At 33.9% G+C, this 15892-nt stretch carries 13 protein-coding genes and 4 tRNA genes; 14 read left to right on the forward strand and 3 right to left on the reverse strand.

Annotation, left to right across the window (positions count from 1 at the left end):
• Window positions 1-242 precede the first annotated feature (242 nt).
• The 6 genes from H3U97_RS00440 (at window position 243) to H3U97_RS00465 (ending at window position 2575) form a co-directional block, all read left to right on the forward strand.
• The gene (locus H3U97_RS00440; RefSeq protein ID WP_198197523.1) at window positions 243-857 is read left to right on the forward strand and encodes a TIGR04211 family SH3 domain-containing protein; all 615 of its coding nucleotides are present in this window, start codon (window positions 243-245) and stop codon (window positions 855-857) included.
• Window positions 858-1955: a multifunctional CCA tRNA nucleotidyl transferase/2'3'-cyclic phosphodiesterase/2'nucleotidase/phosphatase gene (locus tag H3U97_RS00445; RefSeq protein WP_198197525.1), complete on the forward strand. Its 1098-nt coding sequence runs from the start codon at window positions 858-860 to the stop codon at window positions 1953-1955.
• A gap of 117 nt (window positions 1956-2072) precedes the next feature.
• A tRNA-Met gene (locus tag H3U97_RS00450) sits at window positions 2073-2149 on the forward strand.
• 37 nt (window positions 2150-2186) lie between these two features.
• Window positions 2187-2271 (forward strand) — tRNA-Leu (locus H3U97_RS00455).
• Between the two features lie 26 nt (window positions 2272-2297).
• Window positions 2298-2372 (forward strand) — tRNA-Gln (locus tag H3U97_RS00460).
• Window positions 2373-2500: 128 nt separating this feature from the next.
• Window positions 2501-2575, forward strand: a tRNA-Gln gene (locus H3U97_RS00465).
• Window positions 2576-2842: 267 nt separating this feature from the next.
• Here the strand turns inward: H3U97_RS00465 and H3U97_RS00470 are convergent.
• The 3 genes from H3U97_RS00470 to H3U97_RS00480 all read right to left on the reverse strand — a co-directional run bounded on the left by H3U97_RS00470 (window position 2843) and on the right by H3U97_RS00480 (window position 6305).
• Window positions 2843-4255 (reverse strand): hypothetical protein, encoded by a 1413-nt coding sequence (locus tag H3U97_RS00470; protein WP_232343696.1) that lies wholly within the window; start codon window positions 4253-4255, stop codon window positions 2843-2845.
• Between the two features lie 326 nt (window positions 4256-4581).
• A complete protein-coding gene (locus H3U97_RS00475) occupies window positions 4582-5382 on the reverse strand; it encodes a YdgH/BhsA/McbA-like domain containing protein (protein WP_198197529.1) in 801 nt (266 codons plus the stop codon).
• A 299-nt stretch (window positions 5383-5681) separates the two neighbouring features.
• Complete coding sequence (locus H3U97_RS00480) at window positions 5682-6305, reverse strand: CoA pyrophosphatase (RefSeq protein WP_198197531.1); 624 nt, start codon at window positions 6303-6305, stop codon at window positions 5682-5684.
• Between the two features lie 108 nt (window positions 6306-6413).
• Between H3U97_RS00480 and H3U97_RS00485 the strand changes: the two genes are divergently transcribed.
• The 8 genes from H3U97_RS00485 to era all read left to right on the forward strand — a co-directional run bounded on the left by H3U97_RS00485 (window position 6414) and on the right by era (window position 15799).
• Window positions 6414-8885 (forward strand): class I adenylate cyclase, encoded by a 2472-nt coding sequence (locus H3U97_RS00485; RefSeq protein WP_198197533.1) that lies wholly within the window; start codon window positions 6414-6416, stop codon window positions 8883-8885.
• Window positions 8886-9088: 203 nt separating this feature from the next.
• On the forward strand, window positions 9089-9661 hold the full coding sequence (gene rpoE, locus H3U97_RS00490) for an RNA polymerase sigma factor RpoE (RefSeq protein ID WP_065614532.1): 573 nt from the start codon (window positions 9089-9091) through the stop codon (window positions 9659-9661).
• 35 nt (window positions 9662-9696) lie between these two features.
• Entirely contained in the window at window positions 9697-10257 is a 561-nt protein-coding gene (locus H3U97_RS00495) for an RseA family anti-sigma factor (protein WP_065578600.1), read from the forward strand.
• 99 nt (window positions 10258-10356) lie between these two features.
• Window positions 10357-11265, forward strand: coding sequence for a MucB/RseB C-terminal domain-containing protein (locus H3U97_RS00500; protein ID WP_165755148.1), 909 nt, complete (start codon window positions 10357-10359; stop codon window positions 11263-11265).
• A gap of 127 nt (window positions 11266-11392) precedes the next feature.
• Window positions 11393-13189: a translation elongation factor 4 gene (gene lepA / locus H3U97_RS00505; RefSeq protein ID WP_065578602.1), complete on the forward strand. Its 1797-nt coding sequence runs from the start codon at window positions 11393-11395 to the stop codon at window positions 13187-13189.
• A 20-nt stretch (window positions 13190-13209) separates the two neighbouring features.
• On the forward strand, window positions 13210-14211 hold the full coding sequence (gene lepB, locus H3U97_RS00510) for a signal peptidase I (RefSeq protein WP_065578603.1): 1002 nt from the start codon (window positions 13210-13212) through the stop codon (window positions 14209-14211).
• An 11-nt stretch (window positions 14212-14222) separates the two neighbouring features.
• Entirely contained in the window at window positions 14223-14897 is a 675-nt protein-coding gene (gene rnc, locus H3U97_RS00515) for a ribonuclease III (protein ID WP_065578604.1), read from the forward strand.
• Window positions 14894-15799 carry a GTPase Era gene (gene era / locus H3U97_RS00520; protein WP_198197535.1) on the forward strand — a complete coding sequence of 302 codons (906 nt, stop codon included), beginning with the start codon at window positions 14894-14896 and terminating at the stop codon, window positions 15797-15799. Before rnc ends, era begins: the two co-directional genes overlap by 4 nt.
• The last annotated feature ends 93 nt before the right edge of the window (window positions 15800-15892 follow it).

The following is a 15892-nucleotide window of genomic DNA, read 5'->3' on the forward strand; positions in this document are numbered from 1 at the left end:
GTATAGCATAATTATTGACTATTAACTCTATATTTTGCTGAGTCCTAAATAATGTGATGATTTTTTTGATTTATTAACAATTATTGGATTATTGTTTTTTGATTTATATTTTAATGAATGTAATCGGTTTCATTTTTTGTTAATAAAATTTGAGATTATCAAATTTTTATTATAAATGGTTGTGCGAAAAGGCTACTTTTTGTGTTATCATGTTTTTATTGTGGGTAAAAATTTAAAATATCATGAAAAAACAGAATATTATTACTTTAATTTCTTTTATTGCTGTAGCTTTTAGTGCAAATGCAGTTGATAAATATGTTACTGAAAATGTTGATATTTATCTACGCCGAGGCCCTAGCTCTCAATATGCTTATTCAAACGCAGTTAAAGCCGGTCAAAAAGTAATTGAACTTGAAAAAAGTGCTGATGGTAAATATACACGAATACAGCTTCCTAATGGTAGTTCAGCTTGGATTGAGTCTAATAAATTAAAAGATCAACCTAGTTTTAAAGAACTTGTGCCATTATTAGAAGCACAACTTGCTGAGTATAAAGATAAAGTTGATAATGCAGAAAAAAATCAACAAAATGCCATCCAAGATTATGCCGAAAAACTACAAAAAGCTGAACAATCGATTGAAAGCTTACAAGCTAAGAATAATGAGTTAGAACAACTTAATAAACAGCAAGAGATGAAGCTTGAGTCTATGTTAAATCAAGTTGATGATAAGCGCCGTGATCTGATTGTAACTTGGTTTACTTATGGTGGATTAGTTGCTGGTGGTGGTTTCCTTCTAGGTCTTATTTTGCCGGCTATTATGCCTGGCCGTCGTAAAAAAGATCGTTGGATGCGTTAAATGTGTAAAATCTATCTTGTTGGCGGTTCAGTTAGAGATAGATTGTTACATCTACCTGTTGTTGATCGAGACTGGGTTGTGGTTGGTGCAACCCCAGATGAACTTTTAGCATTAGGTTATCAACAGGTTGGTAAAGATTTTCCTGTTTTTTTACATCCCAAAACTAAAGAAGAGTATGCTCTAGCTCGAACAGAGCGGAAATCAGGTAAAGGCTATACAGGCTTTATTTGTGACTTTAGTAAAGATATTACTTTAGAGCAAGATCTTATTCGACGAGATCTTACTATAAATGCGATTGCCATGGATCAAGAAGGCAATATAGTCGATCCTTATCATGGTGTTAATGATATTAAGCTTAAATTATTACGCCATGTTTCTCCTGCATTCAGAGAAGATCCCCTACGAGTTTTGCGAGTGGCCCGTTTTGCTGCCCGTTATCACCATTTAGGTTTCAGAATTGTTGCTGAAACGAATAATTTAATGAAAGAAATGGTCTCTGCTGGTGAAATAAATACCCTTACAGCAGAGCGAGTATGGAAAGAGACAGAAAAAGCACTAGCGACTGCGGATCCGCAAGTTTATTTTCAAGTACTGGAACAATGTGGTGCTTTAGCGTTATTATTTCCATCTCTCAAACTTTCCAGCGCTATTACTGATGCATTAAAAAAATCGACTTTATTGACTGATGATCTGACTGTGCGCTTTGCAGTCTTGTGTGGTGAGTTTGTATCCAAAACTGAGCTAGAAAAACTTTGTTTACAAATTAAAGCACCCAATCAATATACGAAATTAGCAATTATGGTGCAGCAATTTCACAATAGTGTTGCTAATGTGATACAGTTAACTGCGGAACAAATTATCGAATTGTTCAATAAAATAGATGTATGGCGCAATCCAGCCCATCTTAATCAATTGATAATTGCTAGCCAATCTTATGCTAAAACGGAATTATTTCCTCAAGCTCAATACCTTGAACAAGCATATAAATTAGCTCAAGCAGTCGATGTTCAAAATATAATTGCCGAAGGTTATACTGGAAAGTTAATTCATAATGAGTTACAAAAAAGGCGAATTGAAGTGATATTAAACGGTATTTGATTGCATCTTAATCAATCGTCACTTTTTTTTAAAATATCTAAAAAAAAGGGTTGACGATTTGCCGTAACACAAGCATAATGCGCCTCGCAGTGTTGGTTATGACGTTGCGAATGAAATGGCTACGTAGCTCAGCTGGTTAGAGCACATCACTCATAATGATGGGGTCACAGGTTCGAATCCCGTCGTAGCCACCATTAAGATTAGTTTGTACTTTTACCGAAAGTATACAGTGCGGGTGTGGCGAAATTGGTAGACGCACCAGATTTAGGTTCTGGCGCCGCAAGGTGTGTGAGTTCAAGTCTCTCCACCCGCACCATTTTAATCTTAATGTCTATCCTTTATTGGGGTATAGCCAAGCGGTAAGGCAGCGGGTTTTGATCCCGCCACGCCCAGGTTCGAATCCTGGTACCCCAGCCATTCCAATCTGCTCATATTTTTATATCCGACTTTTAGTCTATTTTTATATTGGAACTTTTCCTCTATAATCAATTCTATAAAATATGCGGAATTAGTAGATTTACTAGATATCTAATCTCCATTCATATTGGGGTATAGCCAAGCGGTAAGGCAGCGGGTTTTGATCCCGCCATGCCCAGGTTCGAATCCTGGTACCCCAGCCATTTAATTTTCAAACATTATCTATGTATCACTCTTTTGAGTGAATTGATTAATGTCAATTGATAGTCATAGTTAAAAAAATCAGCCACTAGTTATTTTTTGGATTAAGTTTATTTATCTTATTTAATATATAAATGATGAGTTGCTTTTAACAGTAAATACTAAAGTGGATTATCTGCTTTTTAAAAGCGAAATTAAAATTATTTTAACTATAATAACAATGAAAATTGCGTTATATCATCTTATAACGCAATTTATGAATAAATTTTCTATTTCAGCACACAAACAAAATATAATTCATTATCTTTCAACTGCCATTCAATAGCCCCTTTTGTTGAACCTACTGCATATTGGTTATTACTATCTCTTTCGTCTGAAGTCCAATATAAATGTCCTTTAGGGAAATGGTTACCGGGATAGGTGTGATGATAATAGTTTTCTTCGTTAGTTACATCACCCCATTCAGCTAAAAGATTGTTTCCAACCTGACGATAATAGTGATTTGTTGTAATGGCTAGACAATTATCTGAGTTATTATCAGATTGGCAAGCACCACCATTAGTTATAAGACTTTGGTCACTGTTGGTTAAATCTTCAATAGATGGAACGATATAGTTTCCCTGACAAACACTTGTATGTTGATTATAAGGATAAAAATCTTGGCTGGGTGCGGAGAACCATTTCTTAATAGTAAACGAATAAATATCTTCACCGTTGGATTTTATAGAAAATGTAGGATTTGCTTCTGTGGCTTCTCCTAGCAATTTAACTTGAACAGCCGTGTTAGCTAGGTGGCTATCTACATCATTATCACTAATTGTGTTTATTTGAACATTTACTCCTTTTGAACTATTTGATGATGTTATTGTCGATAAATCAAAAGGTGCACCAGCTATAAACATGAGAAATCGTGCTTGATCAAATCCAGTAGTTGGAAAACCACCAGCACTGACTTTATTGACGAAGCCAGAATCAACTATGTGTTGATTGTTATCACCCCAAGTTAAATGTGCCCAGTCACCAGTGTAATCTCGATTTTCGAAAGGGAATGAATATACAATTGATGGTCGATTTGCACAAACGGTAGGTTTGATCGCATTGTAAATCAAAAAGTCACTTTTAGGCGTAGAATAAATTGTATAATTTGGCATGCCATATTCAGAAACTAAAGCGATAGTGCCTGAAATTCTGATATATGGGTTCCACCCCAACCGTGCTAGCTCACAAAAGGTTCTATTTCTATCTGGCTCCAATAACAAATAGGATATATTGGCAGCTCGATAGAACCAATCTATTTTAAAACCGCCATCAGGTGGGGTTATTTTAGTTATAACATCGCCGTCATCATCAGAGACGTTCTGGCTATCAATTGGATTAGTAGGTGAAAATGGCATTATTATAGGTTCAAAACCATAATCAGACTTTAACATAGTTAACAATTGATTTGGTGTGGTTGTATTAGGATCAACTTGAGGGAAATTTATGGACTTTATTGTGTCGTTTAAACTATTTAATTCAGAGTTTATTGTTGTTTGTAATTTTACTCCAAAATAGTGAAAGTTTTGTTGATTATATTCTCGAGATCCATTTATGCCTATCGCATCTGGGTTAATAAAATAGGGAGCGGAACCATGAATAACCTCTACTGTTTTTGTATCCAATGCCAAAGCTAAACCGTTCATTAAAAATACTGAAATTAAAAAGAATATGATAAATCGTGTTAAGCATTGAAATTGAGAAAACAGTATAAATTTAAATCCTTTCAATAACATCATCTTACCTTACCTTTTAATTCTTAAATTTAAATAAAAAAGATACATTTATTGTGTTTAAATTATGCTGATACTTATTACTAAAAACTTAAATCGTGAAAAGCTTAATTCTTGGATAAAAATCTTTTTTATGAATTGCATTGTTAGGTAGAGCTTGAAACTAAAAGTTAATTTTTGTAAAAAATCCATGTGTAAAAATATGATATTTAACACATGGATAATTATGTAGTGGATCGTTATTTATATAAATTTACATAAACTGTTTGAGCGGTGCCGGCACGATTGGCAGAGACTTCTTTGACATAATAGAAATTAGCATCATTAGCGATAGCATATTTTTGTGCAGCAGCACTAATTTCGCTAGTATTATTAAATGTGCCATGGAAAACAATAGTTTGATAAGGTTTCATCACTTTGAAAGCATCACTAGTGATTTCATAAGCATCTTGACCTGCAATAGCTTTAGAGATAATAAAGTCACGGACTGGCGCATCTTTTTTAAATAAAGCAACATCAATTTCCTGCTCATTATTTTTAACATCATCGGCAGTAATTGAATACACATAAAATGCATAAGCATTTTTTTCTGCTGCTAATTTACTTGCTGAATCCATTATTTCAGAGGTATTGTTATAGTTACCTTTGTATTTAACTATTTCAAATGGTAAATAATAAAGTGCTTTAGAGCGAGGATAAAGCACAATACCATTATGGGTAGCTTCATCTTTGCTGACAGCAATAGGCGCATTTGATAAATAAATATCCGCATAAACAACAGCACGATCGGTTGAAGTACCAGTAGCTGGTTGTTCAATACCAGTGATATGATAATATTTTGCTCCAGCTTCATCAGCAGCTTTAGATATATCATCTGCTGCATTTTGTGCTTGTAAATAGCTACCAGTTACTGAAATTTCTTTATAAGGAATGAGGTTATGACTTTCTTCTGCTGTTAATGGTGATGCCGCATAAATATTGGCAACAGGTAGAGATAATAGTAAAGCTAATGCAATAGATGATTTATTAAAACGTTTCATAATAATGTCCTTCATATTTATGTTATAAAAATTAAAAAACAATTTGTAACGCTTATTCTATGGGGGTATTGCATGAGAGTTTTGAAAAACGAATAACGCTCTCGAAATAAATCTTTTACTAATTCTTTCAGACAGCTAGATAAAACAGGGTAGAAATGATAGAAATGAGAAATAACCGATTAATAGTATATATTAATCAAAATATTTGTGTAGGTACCACTTGGTTTTTTTTGAAAAAATTTTTCTTAAAGCATTTTATGTTAAAGTCAGAACTGAAGCATATTTAATTTAACTGTAATTTATAATTGAGTATTACTTTTGATGGTACTTATAAAACTATTAATAATTTGTGCAGTCAATCCCCAAATAACAAAATTATCATATTGATAAAAATGAACATCATGTTGCGACTTTTGTTGCCAATTTGTGGTTCGATTAGGTACCAATTCAAATGGAAAATTGTCATCAGGCTTAAAACCGACTAACATAGTAGCTTGTTTCGGTTGATGGTTAATAAACCAGTCAAGTGGAACCGTAAAAACAGATTCAACTTCATCTTGATTAAGTAGCAAGTTATCTAAAGATTCAATTTTTGCGACAAATGGATAAATCATCATACCTAACGAAGCAATAAATTTCGGCAATTGCCCCAAAATAGTTATTTGATCAATGGTAATGCCTAATTCTTCAAAGGTTTCACGTTTAGCTGTATATTCAGGGCTATCATCAGTTACTTCAACTCGACCACCAGGAAAACAAATATCCCCGGGTTGCCATTTAAGTTTCTTTGAACGTACTTGAAAAAGTAGGTGTAATTGATTTTTGATAGAGATAATGGGTATTAATACTGCTGCTTTATTAATGGTGTGAAATTGTTTTTTGGTTTTTTTTAAAGATTGTGATATTTTTTCGATTGTGGTCATAATATTTATTTCGTTTTATTTTTAGGTTTACATTCTTTTTACGTTATAATATAAAATTATTGGAGAAATTGTTCGTCAATAGTACATCTGTTTCACCTGAATAATACTATGCAATACGATATTAATAACATAAAAAAAGAACTTGATGATCTTGCTATTCTGAAACATGAGCGAGCTCGAAGTGGAATGCCTTTGGAATTCCAACGAGTTTTTACCTTGTTACCAGTGCTTTTTCATTTTCATCATCCAGATCTTCCCGGTTATCAAAATATAGATACCCCATCAGGTATTGCATACTATCAACCTTCAAATGAGATTATTGAACAACTACAACATTGTTTCAATTTTAAGAGCGCTACACAGACAAAATATTCTGACATATCTGCACTATATTCAATGGGGAGTACCTGCTCTATAGGACAGGCGGTTACCTCTGATCTAGATATATGGGTTTGTATCGAAAATAATTTATCTACAGTTAAAAAGCAAGCTTTAATAACGAAGTGTCGATTGATTGAAGAGTGGGCTGAGGAACTAGGTGTAAAACTTACATTATTTGTCGTTGATGTCGATCGATTTATCAACCAACATCATGAATGTTTGATGGGTGAAAACTGTGGTTCAGCACAACATATTTTATTGCTGGAAGAGTTCTATCGTTCCGCTAATCTTTTAGCTGGTAAACGACTACTATGGTTTGCAGTTCCAGCTGATTTTACTATTAATGATGTTACTTACCCAACTTATGAAAAATGTGTTCAAGCATTAGTGGTCGCTAATATAATCAAACGTGAAGAATGGATCGATTTTGGACCACTCACAGGATTGTCTGCTGAAGAGTATTTTGGTGCAAGTTTATGGCAACTCTATAAAAGTATTGATTCGCCATTTAAAGCTGTATTAAAAACATTACTACTTGAAGCTTATTCTTCAATCTATCCTGAAAATAGACCAATTGCTTATGAAATGCGCGAGTATATTCAAAAAGGTGAAATTCACGTTCATCATTATCTTGATTCATACTCTATGTTATTGGATCGAATTACTAATTATCTAATTGAAATTAGAGATTTTCAACGTCTTGAGTTGGTAAGGCATTGCTTTTATTTAAAAGTAAATGAAAAATTATCAGATAATGATCAGCCATTGTTATGGCGTCGAAAAATATTACTTGAATTAGTAAAACAATGGGGATGGACGAATAAGTTATTGGTAAAATTGGACGCCAGTAAAACATGGAAAATAGAACAAGTACGTGAAATACACGAAATATTGCTCCATACCATGATGACAGGTTATCGTAATTTACTCAATTTTGGTCGTCGTAATAACTTAGATTCACTTATTAGTCCACAAGACTTGGCTATACTGACTCGTAAATTATATGCATCTTTTGAAGTTTTACCGGGTAAAATTTCAACATTAAAACTTAATATTTCGGATAATCTGCAAGAAGATGTATTAACTTTTATCCATGTCAAAGAAGATCGTATCAATCGAGCTGGTTGGTATGTTTACAATCAAACACCTAAACTAAATTCTATTATTGGTCACCAATACTTAGAATATAGTAAATACTTGGTTAAATTAGTTGGTTGGTGTTACTTTAATGGTTTAATTTCTGATTCAACCAATTTTTATTATTATGATGGTGATGAGCGAGATAATCAAAAAATAACCAAGCTCATCGAAGATCTGAAAAATTATTTTCCGATAGATGTACCTGCCGCAACTGAAGAACAGTTATATGGGCCTTGTGAAATACGCCATTTGGCGATTATCTTGAATTTAGAAGATGATCCAACTATTAATTTAGAACTTGAAGATGAAATTAGTACTAATGTTTTAAATTATGGCAAGCAAGAGTTAAGTTTAGTTGGTTCTATAGATTTACTTTATCGTAACTCATGGAATGAAATTCGGGTATTACATTTTAGTGGTTCTTTATGTGTGCTGGAAGCCATAAAAGCGTTACTTAATCGTATGCATAAAGATGCTGATTTACCTAATTCGGTCGAAATTTTTTGTTATAGTAAACATCTTAGTCATGAAGTCTGTAAACAAATGAAAAAACTGATGGATGACTGTGTTGATTTACGATTGACGACTACTAAAAATAACTTAACCCAAGTCAAACCACTTAGAATAGATGGTGCTTCATGGTATCTATTTTTTGAACGATTTGGCGTTTCATTTCATCAATTCGAAAATGCTATTGATTTTTATGGAGCGGTATCGAATAATAAAGTTCAAGGTAGGCCGTTAAATATCTTAGATGAAAGTAATGAATTACCTAAAGAGATAGATAGCGTCGCTTATGAAGGTATTATTCAATTCTTCTTTGAAGATACCACTACAGGATTTGATTTATATATTTTAAATGAACATAATCAAATAGAAATATACCGTAATTGTAATGGTACTAAAGAAAATATGGTTAAAGATATCAATGATTTTTATGTATTATCTGATGACCGTTTTACTTTCACTACCAGTAGTTCAGTTAATTTTAATTTACCGCAATTTTATCAAATCACATATAACGATGCGGGCGAGCGCGAAATCTTCTTATTGAATTAATTATCTAAAAAATTTTTTATCTAAAAATTTAATAAAATCATTGTCTTTTAGTATATAAATAATTAAAAATGAAAATGATTGGTTAAAAAAATGAAATTTCTATTAAAATAATGGGAACTTTTTTTAAATTTACGAATCTAACTGTTAGAGTGCACAGTTTTGGGCCAACTAATAGTTATTAACATAATGAGGAATGGCCTTTAATGGGGGAGCAAATAACAGACCAAGTTTTAGTTGATCGCGTTTTAAACGGAGATAAAAATGCGTTTAATTTACTTGTCGTTCGTTATCAAAATAAGCTAGCTCATTTGGTATCACGTTATGTTTTACCTTCTGAGGTCCCTGATGTTGTGCAAGAAACCTTTATCAAAGCTTATCGTTCGTTAAGCTCTTTTAAAGGGGAAAGTATTTTTTATACTTGGTTGTACCGAATTGCGGTTAATACAGCAAAAAATTATTTAATTTCGCAAGGTCGACGACCGCCATCTTCGGATATTGATGCTAGTGAAGCTGAAAGTTACGAAGGTGCCGACTCATTGAGAGATGTCGATAACCCAGAAAGTTTAGTTCTTTCTAAAGAAGTTGAAAAAGTTGTATTTGAAGCAATTGAAGCATTACCTGATGATTTGAGAACTGCTATCACATTACGTGAAATTGACGGTCTAAGTTATGAGGAAATTGCCGAAATTATGGGAACACCGGTTGGAACAGTTAGATCACGTATTTTTAGAGCTCGTGATGCTATTGATGAAAAAATTAAACCTTTAATTGGTTAAATAAATTAAGTAGCAAGAAATTTAAGGTATCTACTATGCAAATAGAACAGAAACAGCAACTTTCATTATTAATGGACGGTGAGTTAACTGATCAACACTTTGTTGAGATGGTTAGCCATGATGAAAGTTTGCAATCCTGCTGGCATCGTTATCATATTGCAAGAGACGCAATGCGAGGAGAATTGCACGGTAGTTCATTAACATTAGATATTACCAATCAAGTTGCTATGGCAATTGCTGATGATGACTTATATCCACAATTAACTGAGCAGCCATCCCAAAGTGAGATTTCAATTCCAAAAGCCGAAAATCTATTCTGGATTCGAATGAAAGATATTATGGCTAAAGTTAGTCAAATTGGATTAGCGGCTTGTGTTACCTTAGCTATTATTGCGGGAGTCCAATATCATCAAGGTCAATCAGATGATGTTAGTGGTGCGCCTACGCTAAATACTATCCCTATGGGAGTAAACGTTGCGCCTGTTGGTGGTATACAACAACATAATGATCAGCAACTTCTTGAAAAAAGACAATATGATAAGATTAGGTTGTTGGTTCAAGATTATGAATTACAAAAAAGGTTAAATGCCCGTTAACTAAAAATGAATTTTCTTTATTCTTTGATAAAATTTATGTTAAAACAGAGTAATAATTTTTTTATTACTCTGTTTTTTATATTTTTTTCCGCATCTGTTATGGCGGAAGAAACGCATGATGCGTTGAGTTTACTCAATAAAATGACCAAAGCTGTGCAGACGCGTGACTATCAAATTCATTTTATTGCGCAAGATAAAGATCAATATGCAACTACCTTTGAATATAATCATTTAGGTGCTGACAAAAAAGAAAATATCAATGCTCAACTGCTTTATCTTGAAGGTCCAGCTAAAGAGATAATTTTACATAATAATACCACTAGTTATTTTCAACCTGATAGTCCTTCTTTTTCGATTTCAAGTTCCCGCATTACAGAGGCTTTTCCTGACGTTATTTATAATGATTTTAATTCATTAGCTAATATTTATGACTTTATTTTATTAGGTAAGACTAGAACGGCTAATCGAGGTGCTCAATTAGTCAAAGTCATTGCTAAAGATAAAGATCGTTATAGTTATGTTATATGGATCGATGATGAAAATTTTTTACCACTACGCATTGATTTGTTAGATGAAGATAATGATATTATTAATCAATTAAAAGTGGTTGATCTTGATAAAGAATTTGATGCAAAAAAATTTAAAAATTATATTGATAATCGAACCTACCCAATTTTATTATCAATTGAAAAACAGAATAATCTTCTTGATGCTTGGCGTTTAGCATGGTTACCTAAAGGGTTTAAAGAGATTGCTGCTTATAATGTTAACTTTTATAGTTCTGATATAGCGACTAAGCTGTTTTCTGATGGTGTATTTTCATTTACTGTAAATGTTTCTTTAGAGCAGGCCAGTCAATTAAATCAAATTATTCAGCAAGGTGGCCGAACGATTTTCTCAACTAACATGGGTAATAAAAATATCATAATTATTGGTAATTTACCTCAAGTAACAATAGAAAAAATTGCACAAAATATTGTTGAGAAATCACCGGAAAACTCTCGATAACACTATGCTTACTCACTATTAATGTGTAGAATGTCTGCTTTCAAATTCGTGATTATTTGACTTGTTATTTATAGCCGATAACATTAATGATAATTAACAGTACATAACTAAAATATAACTTATTGATATGAATAAAAATATCCGCAATTTTTCAATTATTGCTCATATTGACCATGGTAAATCAACGCTTTCTGATCGTATTATCCAAATTTGTGGTGGACTTTCTGATCGCGAAATGGAAGCTCAAGTTCTAGATTCGATGGATTTGGAACGTGAACGAGGTATTACGATTAAAGCTCAAAGTGTTACTTTAGATTTTCATGCTAAAGATGGCCAAACATATCAGCTGAATTTTATTGATACTCCTGGACATGTTGACTTCTCTTATGAAGTATCACGTTCGTTAGCAGCATGTGAAGGAGCATTATTGGTAGTCGATGCTGGACAAGGTGTTGAAGCGCAAACACTTGCCAATTGTTATACGGCACTTGATATGGATCTAGAAGTTGTACCAGTACTTAATAAAATCGATTTACCTGCGGCTGAACCTGAACGAGTGGCGGAAGAGATTGAAGACATTGTTGGTATAGATGCTAGCAATGCAGTTAGGTGTTCCGCGAAAACCGGTGTTGGAGTGGTTGATGTACTTGAACAACTTGTTCATGATATTCCTGCACCCGAAGGTGACTCAAATGCACCATTACAAGCGCTAATTATTGACTCATGGTTTGATAACTACCTAGGTGTTGTATCACTAATTCGTATTAAAAATGGTGAACTACGAAAAGGTGAGAAAATCAAAGTTATGAGTACCGGAATGACTTATAATGTTGATCGTTTAGGTATCTTTACACCAAAACAAGTTGATAAAGACTGTTTACATTGCGGTGAAGTAGGTTGGGTGGTGTGTGCTATTAAAGATATTTTAGGTGCACCAGTCGGTGATACCTTAACATCGGCCAGAGCACCTGCTGAGAAAGCATTACCAGGTTTTAAGAAAGTAAAACCACAAGTCTATGCAGGTTTATTCCCAACTAGTTCAGATGATTACGAAGCATTTCGTGATGCATTAGGTAAATTAAGTCTTAATGATGCTTCACTTTTTTATGAGCCAGAAAATTCAGGCGCATTAGGATTTGGTTTCCGTTGTGGTTTCCTTGGCTTGTTGCATATGGAAATCATTCAAGAACGGTTAGAACGCGAATATAACCTTGATCTTATTACTACAGCTCCAACGGTAGTTTATGAGGTTTTAACTACTCAAAATGAGATCATTTATGTTGATAGCCCTGCTAAACTACCGGCCGTAAACAATATTCAAGAACTACGTGAGCCGATAGCTGAATGTAACATTTTAGTACCACAAACTTACTTAGGTAATGTAATAACATTATGTGCTGAAAAACGTGGTGTACAAGTTAATATGGTTTATCATGGCAATCAAGTTGCATTAACTTATGAAATACCAATGACCGAAGTTGTATTGGATTTCTTTGATAAACTTAAATCGACTTCACGTGGCTATGCATCTTTAGATTATAGTTTTAAGCGTTTCCAAGTTGCTGATATGGTAAGACTTGATGTATTAATCAATGGTGAACGAGTTGATGCATTAGCGCTTATCACGCACAAAGATAATGCACCTTACCGTGGCCGAGAACTAGTGGAAAAGATGAAAGATCTTATCCCTCGTCAACAGTTTGATATAGCAATTCAAGCGGCAATTGGTAATCATGTAATAGCACGTTCTACAGTAAAACAATTACGCAAAAACGTATTAGCCAAATGTTATGGCGGTGACGTTAGTCGTAAAAAGAAACTTTTACAGAAGCAAAAAGAGGGTAAAAAACGTATGAAGCAAGTAGGTAATGTTGAACTACCTCAAGAAGCGTTTTTAGCAATTTTGCATGTAGGAAAAGATTAATCAGTTAAAGAGGAAAACAAATGGCTGGAACATTTGCCATCATATTAACATTAGCAACTTTTATTACCGCTATCTTCTGGTTTTTAGAAAAATTTAGATGGAAACCAGCTAGACAACGTAAAGTAGAAGAAGTGCGTAAAGCCCATAATGGTGAGGTTGATGGGCGAGTCCTTGCTGAGGTTGGAAAACCAAAAGGTTGGGTTGAAAGCTTAGCATCTTTTTTTCCGGTTTTATTCGTGGTTTTTGTTATTCGTTCATTTATTTATGAACCCTTTCAGATTCCTTCAGGATCGATGATGCAAACTTTATTAATTGGTGATTTTATTGCGGTTGAAAAATTTTCTTATGGCTTAAAAAATCCAATTAACAATAAAGTACTAATTGCTACAGGAAAACCCCAAAGAGGGGATGTTGCTGTATTTAAGCATCCTAACATACCGCAAATGGATCTAATTAAACGTGTGGTTGGTTTACCTGGTGATAAGATTGTTTATCTGGTTAATGAAAAGAAAATAGTTATTTATCCTGCTTGTCAAACAACGGATAGTAATTGTGTTGGTCAACGATCTGAGCCATTAGATTTGCACTATACTCAACCACAGCCAAGCAATTGGAAACAAGTACACGAAAAAGATAAATCTAACCCAAGTTTTTATACCTTGGAACAATATAAGGACAAAGGTATTGTTGATTCTCAATCCATAAGAACGTTTGATATAAAAATTCAACAAGAAACCTTGGGTAACAAGTCGCATGATATTTTAACCACGTCAGGAATAGAGGAAGATCCGAGTTATTATTATCATCAAAAAGGTCAACCGGTTGCTACTTGGGTAGTACCACAAGGTAACTACTTTATGATGGGCGATAATCGTGATAATAGTGGTGATAGCCGATATTTTGGTTTTGTTCCCGAAGAAAACTTTGTTGGTCGTGCAACCGCTATTTGGATTAGCTTTGAAAAACAACCTGACGAATGGCCTACAGGAATTCGATTCAGCCGTATCGGTGGGCTCCATTAACTGTGATAACTATGAAAAATTTGAATCAAATACAACAATCGATTGGTTATCAGTTTAAAGATACATCTTTACTACAACTCGCACTGACTCATCGCAGTGCGAATAAAATGCATAATGAACGGCTAGAGTTTTTAGGTGATTCAATCCTTAGTTTTGTTATTGCTGATGAGCTTTATCATCGATTTAGCAAGCAAGATGAAGGAGATCTTAGCCAAATGAGAGCAAGTTTAGTTTGTGGCCAAACTCTTGCTGAAATGGGTAAAGAGTTTAAATTAGGTGATTATCTTATTTTAGGTCAAGGCGAATTAAAAAGTGGTGGTTATCGCCGTGAGTCGATTATTTCTGATGCCGTGGAAGCTATCATCGGTGCTGTTTACTTAGATAGCGATATTGAAAATATTCGGCAGTTAATTTTAGCTTGGTATACAACTCGTTTAAACGAAATTAAACCCGGCATTAAGCAAAAAGATGCTAAAACACGATTACAGGAATATTTGCAAGGTATTCGACATGAACGACCATGCTATTTAATTCTTGAAGTTACTGGTGATAATCATGAGCAAGAGTTTCTCATTCAATGTAAAATTGACAATGATGATCATCAATATTTAGGCCGAGGTTTAAGCCGTCGTAAGGCTGAACAAGCCGCTGCTCAAGAAGCACTAAACCAATTAGGTATAAAATGACAGAATCAAAACAACATTGTGGATTTGTTGCCATAGTCGGTAGACCAAATGTCGGCAAATCAACTTTATTAAATCAACTACTTGGCCAAAAAGTATCAATCACTTCACGCAAGGCACAAACTACACGTCACCGTATTGTAGGTATTGATACTCAAGATGATGATCAAATTATCTATATTGATACCCCCGGTCTTCATATTGAAGAAAAAAGAGCGATTAACCGGTTAATGAATCGAGCTGCTAGCAGTTCAATTGGTGATGTTGAATTGGTTATCTTTGTTGTTGAAGGCACACACTGGACTGATGATGATGAAATGGTTGCAGGCAAACTTAAAGATTGTAAAGCGCCTGTATTACTGGTGATCAATAAAATTGACAATGTTACAGATAAAACTCAGCTGTTGCCCCATATTCAAGAAATCAGCCAAAAAATCAAATTTTTGGATGTTGTGCCTATTAGTGCTGAAAAAGGTGAAGGCGTTGATATCATCAAAGACATTGTAAAAAAACATTTACCTGTTGGTGAACATCATTTCCCCGAAGATTATATTACTGATCGCTCACAACGGTTTATGGCTTCAGAAATCATCCGTGAAAAACTAATGCGCTTTTTAGGTGATGAACTACCTTATTCTGTCACGGTTGAAATAGAACAATTTAAAGTCGATGAGCGTACCGGCATGTACCGTATCAATGGTTTAATTTTGGTTGAACGTGATGGTCAAAAGAAAATGGTCATTGGTAATAAAGGTGAAAAAATCAAAAAAATTGGCATAGAAGCACGTAAAGATATGCAATTATTTTTTGATAATAAAGTTCATTTAGAATTATGGGTAAAAGTTAAAGCTGGCTGGGCTGATGATGAGCGAGCTCTTCGAAGCTTAGGCTATAGTGACGATTAATCCAAATCCTTTTGTATAAATATCAGGCAAAGATTTTGCCTGATGATTACTTTCTAATTTATCAACTCCTGTTCCGATTTATTTTTCAAAAGT

The sequence above is a fragment of the Gilliamella sp. W8128 genome (assembly GCF_016100545.1).
GTDB classification, from domain to species: domain Bacteria; phylum Pseudomonadota; class Gammaproteobacteria; order Enterobacterales; family Orbaceae; genus Gilliamella; species Gilliamella apis.

Coding starts and splice junctions, on each gene's coding strand:
- H3U97_RS00500 (WP_165755148.1), top strand. CDS start 10,357: ATGGCGGAAGAAACGCATGATGCGTTGAGTTTACTCAATAAAATGACC.
- H3U97_RS00445 (WP_198197525.1), top strand. CDS start 858: ATGTGTAAAATCTATCTTGTTGGCGGTTCAGTTAGAGATAGATTGTTA.
- H3U97_RS00475 (WP_198197529.1), bottom strand. CDS start 5,382: ATGAAACGTTTTAATAAATCATCTATTGCATTAGCTTTACTATTATCT.
- H3U97_RS00480 (WP_198197531.1), bottom strand. CDS start 6,305: ATGACCACAATCGAAAAAATATCACAATCTTTAAAAAAAACCAAAAAA.
- lepB (WP_065578603.1), top strand. CDS start 13,210: ATGGCTGGAACATTTGCCATCATATTAACATTAGCAACTTTTATTACC.
- rnc (WP_065578604.1), top strand. CDS start 14,223: ATGAAAAATTTGAATCAAATACAACAATCGATTGGTTATCAGTTTAAA.
- lepA (WP_065578602.1), top strand. CDS start 11,393: ATGAATAAAAATATCCGCAATTTTTCAATTATTGCTCATATTGACCAT.
- H3U97_RS00495 (WP_065578600.1), top strand. CDS start 9,697: ATGCAAATAGAACAGAAACAGCAACTTTCATTATTAATGGACGGTGAG.
- H3U97_RS00470 (WP_232343696.1), bottom strand. CDS start 4,255: ATGAACGGTTTAGCTTTGGCATTGGATACAAAAACAGTAGAGGTTATT.
- rpoE (WP_065614532.1), top strand. CDS start 9,089: ATGGGGGAGCAAATAACAGACCAAGTTTTAGTTGATCGCGTTTTAAAC.
- H3U97_RS00485 (WP_198197533.1), top strand. CDS start 6,414: ATGCAATACGATATTAATAACATAAAAAAAGAACTTGATGATCTTGCT.
- era (WP_198197535.1), top strand. CDS start 14,894: ATGACAGAATCAAAACAACATTGTGGATTTGTTGCCATAGTCGGTAGA.
- H3U97_RS00440 (WP_198197523.1), top strand. CDS start 243: ATGAAAAAACAGAATATTATTACTTTAATTTCTTTTATTGCTGTAGCT.